Origin of the sequence: Okeania sp. SIO3I5, from assembly GCF_010672085.1 — a bacterium.
Classification (GTDB): Bacteria; Cyanobacteriota; Cyanobacteriia; order Cyanobacteriales; family Microcoleaceae; genus Trichodesmium.
Genome location: NZ_JAAHHT010000347.1, coordinates 1 through 7,554 on the forward strand (window position 1 = coordinate 1; position 7,554 = coordinate 7,554).

4 protein-coding genes are annotated in these 7,554 nt (G+C 32.0%); 2 read left to right on the top strand and 2 right to left on the bottom strand.

Features of this window, described 5'->3' with window-relative positions; genetic code table 11:
• Nucleotides 1–253: 253 nt before the first annotated feature.
• Entirely contained in the window at nucleotides 254–598 is a 345-nt protein-coding gene (locus tag F6K40_RS37280) for a hypothetical protein (RefSeq protein WP_293144370.1), read from the bottom strand.
• Between the two features lie 631 nt (nucleotides 599–1,229).
• Between F6K40_RS37280 and F6K40_RS37285 the strand changes: the two genes are divergently transcribed.
• Nucleotides 1,230–2,003: a DUF5131 family protein gene (locus tag F6K40_RS37285; protein ID WP_293144373.1), complete on the top strand. Its 774-nt coding sequence runs from the start codon at nucleotides 1,230–1,232 to the stop codon at nucleotides 2,001–2,003.
• Between the two features lie 58 nt (nucleotides 2,004–2,061).
• Here F6K40_RS37285 and tcmP read toward each other — a convergent pair whose 3' ends face one another.
• A complete protein-coding gene (gene tcmP / locus F6K40_RS37290) occupies nucleotides 2,062–3,354 on the bottom strand; it encodes a three-Cys-motif partner protein TcmP (RefSeq protein WP_293144376.1) in 1,293 nt (430 codons plus the stop codon).
• An 819-nt stretch (nucleotides 3,355–4,173) separates the two neighbouring features.
• Between tcmP and F6K40_RS37295 the strand changes: the two genes are divergently transcribed.
• The gene (locus tag F6K40_RS37295; protein ID WP_293144379.1) at nucleotides 4,174–5,943 is read left to right on the top strand and encodes a tetratricopeptide repeat protein; all 1,770 of its coding nucleotides are present in this window, start codon (nucleotides 4,174–4,176) and stop codon (nucleotides 5,941–5,943) included.
• The last annotated feature ends 1,611 nt before the right edge of the window (nucleotides 5,944–7,554 follow it).

Here is a 7,554-nt window from a genome sequence, read left to right on the forward strand (position 1 = left end):
AAAATCTTCCGAATCTACTGATTAGGAATAATTTTGCAGGCAATGATCGATAGTTCAATAATTAATAATTAATAATTACCTCTCCTTAAAAAAGAGGATTGAGTAAAATGATTTTTTTCTTTTTTCTCCTTGAAAGAAGAGGCTTTAAACCTTAATTATTCGGTAAGAGTTTTGGAGTTGATTTGTGATTTTTGAATTGTGACAACATAAGAAGCGATTGCTATAGTTTTCATTATCAATTATCCATTATCAATTATCCATTATTAATTTGAGGTACCTCTTTGTCATATAAATCAAACTCCTGTGGTGTTCCATTTAAGTCAGAGATAAATTTTTTATATAACTCTTTATTACCATTTTTTACATCCCAGACTTCATCTACCCAGGTGAGTAAAAAAGCTTCGGTTTGATTAATTTTACCATCATCTTTTGTAAAAGATCCCTTACGCAATCTTTCTCTCACCTTATCGCTATTAGAGTTAAGATGGTCTAAAATATCTTTAGATACAAAATCCAACTTATTTTCTACCTTTGGGTAAGCTTCAAGAACTTCTTTGATTAGGAGAGCGAATACTTCTTTGTGAGTGATTTTTGCCATGATTAGGACAGTTTTTAATTCGTCTTTTTTAAGATAAGTTTTTTGGGGAGGCTTTTCCTATATCTTTGTCTTTTTTTAAGATTCAACAGATTGGGTTATTTTGTTTTACTCTCGTTGTTAATGCTATTTAAAATATCAAAATATTTCAATAATGGATAATGGATAATGGATAATTACCTCTCCCTAAAAGGGAGAGGATTGACTAAAAGGAAAAAATAAATTTCTCTTGGTTGATTGGATATGGTTAGGTAACCCATCCATTCCATCCTAACGGACTGCTCCGCAAACAACCGCTCTCTTGGTTGATTGGATATGCCGAGGTCTCCTCGGCATCCCTCAACCGCTTTTTCCCCTTTCAAGGGGAGGCTTTAAACCTGAATTATCTAATTATTTAATTGTTTAATTGTTTAATTGTTTCGGTAATTAATTTTGCTTATGTAATTAACTATTTTATTATTGATATTTAGTAAATATTATGTTTTTTTATTGAGATAATTTTAAGTTTTTATATTACTATATAAATAGGTTGATTTATGGTTCAAAAAAAGCTATAGTTAAGTAACTAATTAAAAAAAATAAGTCAATAATTAGAACTTAATAATTATTCTTTTTTGAGAAGGTAAATTTAACTATGGCTAGTAATAAAACTGGTATACAATGGACGGACAAGAGCTGGAATCCTACGACGGGTTGTGACAAAGTTAGTCCTGGTTGTACTCATTGTTATGCAGAAGCAATTACAAAACGTTTTACTAATAATTTTCCTGAAGGCTTTACTTTGAAAGTTCATTCTGAGCGGTTGAAACAACCTTTAAGTTGGCGGACTCCTAGCCGAATTTTTGTTAATTCAATGAGCGATATTTTCCACGAAGATGTTCCTGTTGATTTTATCAAACAAGTATTTGAAATAATTGGCAAAACCCCTCGGCATATTTATCAAATTTTGACGAAAAGACATGAACGTTTAGTTAATATAGCGCCTGAGTTAGAATGGCATGAAAATATTTGGATGGGTGTGTCAGTGGAAAGTCAAAATTATGTTCATCGTGTTGATTATTTGCGACAAGTAGATGCTAATGTGAGGTTCCTTTCTTGTGAACCACTTTTAGGGGATTTAGAACTTAATTTAACGGGTATTGATTGGGTAATTGTAGGTGGTGAATCTGGCAATAAATATCGCCCGATGAAAGAGGAATGGGTAAAAAATATTTATGAACAATGTCAAGCTGCTAATGTAGCTTTTTTCTTTAAACAATGGGGTGGTAGAACTCCTAAAGCTTTAGGCAGAATTTTTGATGGAAAAATTTGGGATGAAATGCCGGAAGTTTGGGCAAAACATCAAGAAAAATTCTTAAGTCGTGTTCCTAGAAGTCACAAAAAGAAACTTTTATTTGCTCGTAGCTAAAAATAAATTATGAGTTGTACTAATGATGAACTATTACAACTCAAATTAGCACTTTAGATTATTCTAGTATCCTTAGTAAACTCTCTAATTTGTAACCCTTTCTTGAACCGGGATTTTTTATCTCCAACATACCTTCTTTATAAAGCGAGTCTAATATGTGGTTGTAAAATTGAGTTCTTTTTAATAAACCTATATTATCTAATTCTAAAATAATTTTAGTAATGGCATCTTTAAAGGATATCCAGTCTGGTCTAACTTTTCTGAGTATTTCAATTGATATAGGTTTAATTGTTGCAATTCTTCTATCATTTTCTGCATTCCACTCTTTTTCGAGAAACTTATGACTACCTTGATGACTATCTTGAAAGAAAAGTAATTTTTCTTCCTCCCAAACAAATTCATTTATAAATTCTCCAAAAGCTTTTTCTGGATGATTACTACCAACTACAATACTATATTGAGGTCTATTATCATTATATGTTTCCTTAACTTCAAAGCTAGTAACACCTTTAAAGTTAGTTTCATTTCTGATTCTATCTTTGAAATATTCAAGTGCCCACTTTTCAAACTCTTGAGGCTGAGTTTTCAATTCCTGCCATTGAGGTTTCCAATCTTTATCTGAATTAAAACCTAGCAATTTTGTTAGGTTACGAGTATAACTTTCACTAGCTTTCTGTTGTTTAGAGTTATTATATGATGTTTTATAATGTCCAGCATGACGGGCTACTTGTCTATTATGAAATAGCAAAAAGAGTTCGCCCTTATTTTGATTAACATAATTTCCAATAGAAGATATTTGCTCAAAAGTAACTCCTTTAACAGCAAAAGCATCAAGGAAAAATAAAGTAGGATAATTGTCTAATTCTTGAAAAATTTTAGGTAAAGCATTTTCAAATTTTTGAGGTTCATAAATTTTGTAGAATAAATTTTTACCCACAGGTTGACAATTCTCTTTTAGTTGTTGGTTTGAAGATAAATCTGACTCTACAAAAAAGCATCTTAAGTTAACTCGTTTTTCTTGATAGAAAAGTTTAGCGCATTTGAGGGCTATTAAAGGTGAACCGTCAGTATTTTCAAATTCATGTTGATATTTACTAGCCCAAAACTTAGAATTATTGACAAAATCTTCTATTCCAATTCCTGTTTCATATTTACCTGAACCTGCAAAGCAATCAACATAATTTATATATTCAGATTGATAAGGTTTTTTACCACCAAGATTGTAACAGTGAGACTGTATATATCTAAGCATAATTCTATGTTTAGATGCTGACCAAGAACGTTTACGGGTAAAGAAATTATCTGAATTATTAGACTCAATAGGAAATAAAGATAGTTGCTCGCCTTCCATATTTAACTTAAAAATTTTAGAGTGAATAATTTTCAATTAATTTTAACATGAAATTTTTAGTTTAGTAGTATCAATATATGTAATATTTTTGATGTTTTTTTTGCTTGTGTTATTATCGTTTTAACTTAAGAACCAGAATATTTAGATACAATTTCAGCTTTGGCTAAAGATGTTTCTCTAGACTCATAAAAAAAGAATTATTTGTCATATTCCTGCACTTTAAAAATATCTAGTAATTATCGCTCTATTTTAATCTTCATTTAGATATTGTTGTTATCAATCAAATTAAGTTTTTGTTAAAAACAGACAATTTTAGGCTGTAGGTATTCTAGGCTATTCAAAGGTAAGCATTCAGCTATTAGCTGTCAGCTCTCAGCTTTTTAATAAATGAAGCAAGCAGCAGCTCTTAACCATACTTTTAATTCTTTTAAATTACGAATATGCCAATTCCTTCTCTCAAGATAATGAAATTGAGAGCCTGAAGACTGACCGCTGAATGCTGACTGCTGAATGCTGAATTATTACATTCAAAGAAAGGTTAAATTAATTCAATATTTGATTCAATTCTATTTTGAAAATTATTCAAAAATTGCATCCTATTTACTACTTGAAAATTACTAGCCTAATAGTAATAATTCAGCAGTCAGCTATCAGCCATTAGCTATTACTTTTTTGTCGCTTTTTTTTAGACAGAAACTCTATTTATACCCAACTTTTGAGGACGCCAGAGTTAACATTTTACAAAAGCGAGTCTTATTACTGAGAGCTGACAGCTAATAGCTGAATGCTTATATCTAATATTAGTATAAGGAGAGAAAGATGAACCGAGAACAAAGAAGAAAAGCAGCTAAAAATCAAAGTCAAAAACCACTAAACAATAATCTCCCAGAAAATGCCTTATCCTATGCTTTGTCTTTTCACAAAGGCGGACAATTGCAAGAGGCAAAAGTTATCTATGAAAAAATTATTCAGTCCGAACCAAATAATTCTCAAGTTTTAAATTATCTGGGGGTACTTAAAGCACAAATGGGAGATAATAACAGCGCTATAAATTTAATAAATAAAGCTATTAATCTAGAACCATTAAATTTTGGATACCTCAATAATCTCGGCAATACTTATCGCGCTGCTCAACAATTAGATAATGCTATTGACTCTTATCAACGAGCAATTAAACTCAATCAAAAATCTGCTGACTCTCACCTAAATTTGGGAATTGCTTTGACAGAAAAAGGAATCATAGAAGAGGCGATCGCTTCGTTGGAAAAGGCTTTAAGTATTAATCCAAATCATCCGCGAGTTAATATGACTCTGGGGGATATATTTCAAACTCAAGGAAAGTTAGATGAGGCAATTTCTTTTTACATAAAAGCTATTTCTATAGTTCCCAATAATTTTGATGCTTTATCATCTTTAGGTATGGCATTTTATCGCCGTGGCAACCTCAAAGAATCACAAAAAGCTTATCAACAAGCATTAGAAATTAATCCTCATTCCACAGAATGTTTGACTAATATTGCTGCTACTTTTTATGAGCAGGGAAGAGTTGATGTAGCGGAAGCTTGTTATCAAGCTGTTGTTGATTTAATTCCTACTTCTACTGATGCTCATATAAATTTGGGTTTTCTGTTAAATCAACAGGAAAAACATGAGGAAGCAATTAAATGTTATAAGGCAGCATTAGAGCAGGATAAAAATTCTCTTAATGCTATGGCAGGTTTAGCAGAAATTCTAGGAAAAAAATCTGAGTGGGAAGAAGCAGTTAAGCTATATCAGAAAATTATTAAACTTAATTCTAATTCTGCTGATGCTTATGCACAATTAGGAATAGCTTTGCGAGAAATAGGTAAATCTCAAGAAGCGATCGCTCAATTCGAAAAGGCTATAAATATTAATCATAGACATATTAAAGCTTATGCTCATCTGGGTTTAGCTTTGCAAGATATTGGTAAAAAGTCTGAAGCTGAATCAATTTTTGACTCTTCAGAATTAGTTGCTAAATACCAGTTTGCGGATGTTGAAGGATGGGAGAATTTTGCAGCTTATAATAGTGACTTGAAAGATTACATTGTTCAACATCCTACTCTTTTAAAAGATCGACCTGGTAAACCGATAAATAGAGGTAGTCAAACCTACGAAATTTTTACAGATAATAATCATGTAATGGCTGCTCTTAGCAAAAAAATTAATAGTTCGCTCCACGATTATTTTAGTCGTTTTACTGATAACTCTAATTATCAATTTTTCCATAATTTACCCTCAGATTGGAAGTTAAGTGGTTGGGCAGTTGTTTTAGAGTCGGAAGGATTTCAAAATTCTCATATTCACCCTGAAAGTTATTGCAGTGGCGTTTATTATATTCAAGTTCCGAATACTATAAAAGAAAATAATTATGGAGCAGGTTACTTAAATTTTGTAACTTCTTTTCTTTCAGAGTTAGACATGGAAAATCCAGATAAATATAAAATTCAACCACAAGCAGGATTATTAGTAATTTTTCCTTCTTATTTTTGGCATTCGACTATTCCATTTACTGGAGATAGTGAGAGAATTTGTATTTCATTTAATCTCATTCCTTTAGGCGAATAAAATTCTCGGATATTTGCCTAAATATTAGTCGTTTGTTGGCAAGAATTTTCCACGATACTCAATTTTTCTGATTATCCTGAGCTAATAATTCTGGGGAAAGTTTGGCAAATTTTCCCACTGGGTTTGCTTGAGAATTAGACGTCAGAGAAATTTCTCTTTTGCAGGAAAGTTAGGTGGTAAAAATTAGGGGGATAAAATTATCAAAAGTTTGTCGAAATATTGGTTGTCTGTTGGCAGGAATTTTCCCGATAAATCAATTTTTCTGATTATCCTGAGCTAATAATTCTGGGGAAAGTTTTGGAAATTTTCCCACTTGGTTTGCCTGAGAATTAGAATTAGAGAAATTTATCTTTTGCAGGAAATTTAGGTGGTAAAAATCAGGGGGATAAAATTATCGGAGGTTTGCCTAAATATTAGTCGTCTGTTGACAGGAATTTTTCAGATAAATCAATTTTTCTGATTATCCTTAGCTAATAATTCTGGGGAAAGTTTAGGAAATTTTCCCACTTGGTTTGTCTGAGAATTAGACGTCAGAGAAATTTCTCTTTTGCTCGAAAGTTAGGTGGTAAAAATCAGGGGGATAAAATTATCGGAGGTTTGCCTAAATATTAGTCGTCTGTTGACAGGAATTTTTCAGATAAATCAATTTTTCTGATTATCCTTAGCTAATAATTCTGGGGAAAGTTTAGGAAATTTTCCCACTTGGTTTGTCTGAGAATTAGACGTCAGAGAAATTTCTCTTTTGCTCGAAAGTTAGGTGGTAAAAATCAGGGGGATAAAATTCTCAAAAGTTTGCCTAAATATTAGTCGTCTGTTGACAGGAATTTTCCACGACACTCAATTTTTCTGATTATCCTAAAAAAATAATTCTGGGGAAAGTCTCTGAAATTTTCCGACTCGGTTTGTCTGAGAATTAGACGTCAGAGAAATTTCTCTTTTGCTCGAAAGTTAGGTGGTAAAAATCAGGGGGATAAAATTCTCAAAAGTTTGCCTAAATATTAGTCGTCTGTTGACAGGAATTTTCCACGACAATCAATTTTTCTGATTATCCTAAAAAAATAATTCTGGGGAAAGTCTCTGGAATTTTCCGACTGGTTTTGCCGGAGAATTAGATTTAGATAAATTTGGCTTTTGCTCGATAGTCGAATGGGAAAAATGAGGAGAGTAAAATTCTCAAAAGTTTGCCTAAATCTTAGTCGTCTGTTGACAGGAATTTTCCACGACACTCAATTTTTCTGATTATCCTAAAAAAATAATTCTGGGGAAAGTCTCTGAAATTTTCCGACTCGGTTTGCCGGAGAATTAGACGTCAGAGAAATTTCTCTTTTGCTGAAAAGTTAGGTGGTAAAAATCAGGGGGATAAAATTCTCAAAAGTTTGCCTAAATATTAGTCGTCTGTTGACAGGAATTTTCCACGACAATCAATTTTTCTGATTATCCTCAGCTCATAATTCTGGGGAAAGTCTCTGAAATTTTCCGACTCAGTTTGCCGGAGAATTAGACGTCAGAGAAATTTCTCTTTTGCTCGAAAGTTAGGTGGTAAAAATTAGGGGGATAAAATTCTCAAAAGTTTGCCTAAATATTAGTCGTCTGTTGCCAGGAATTTTCCAC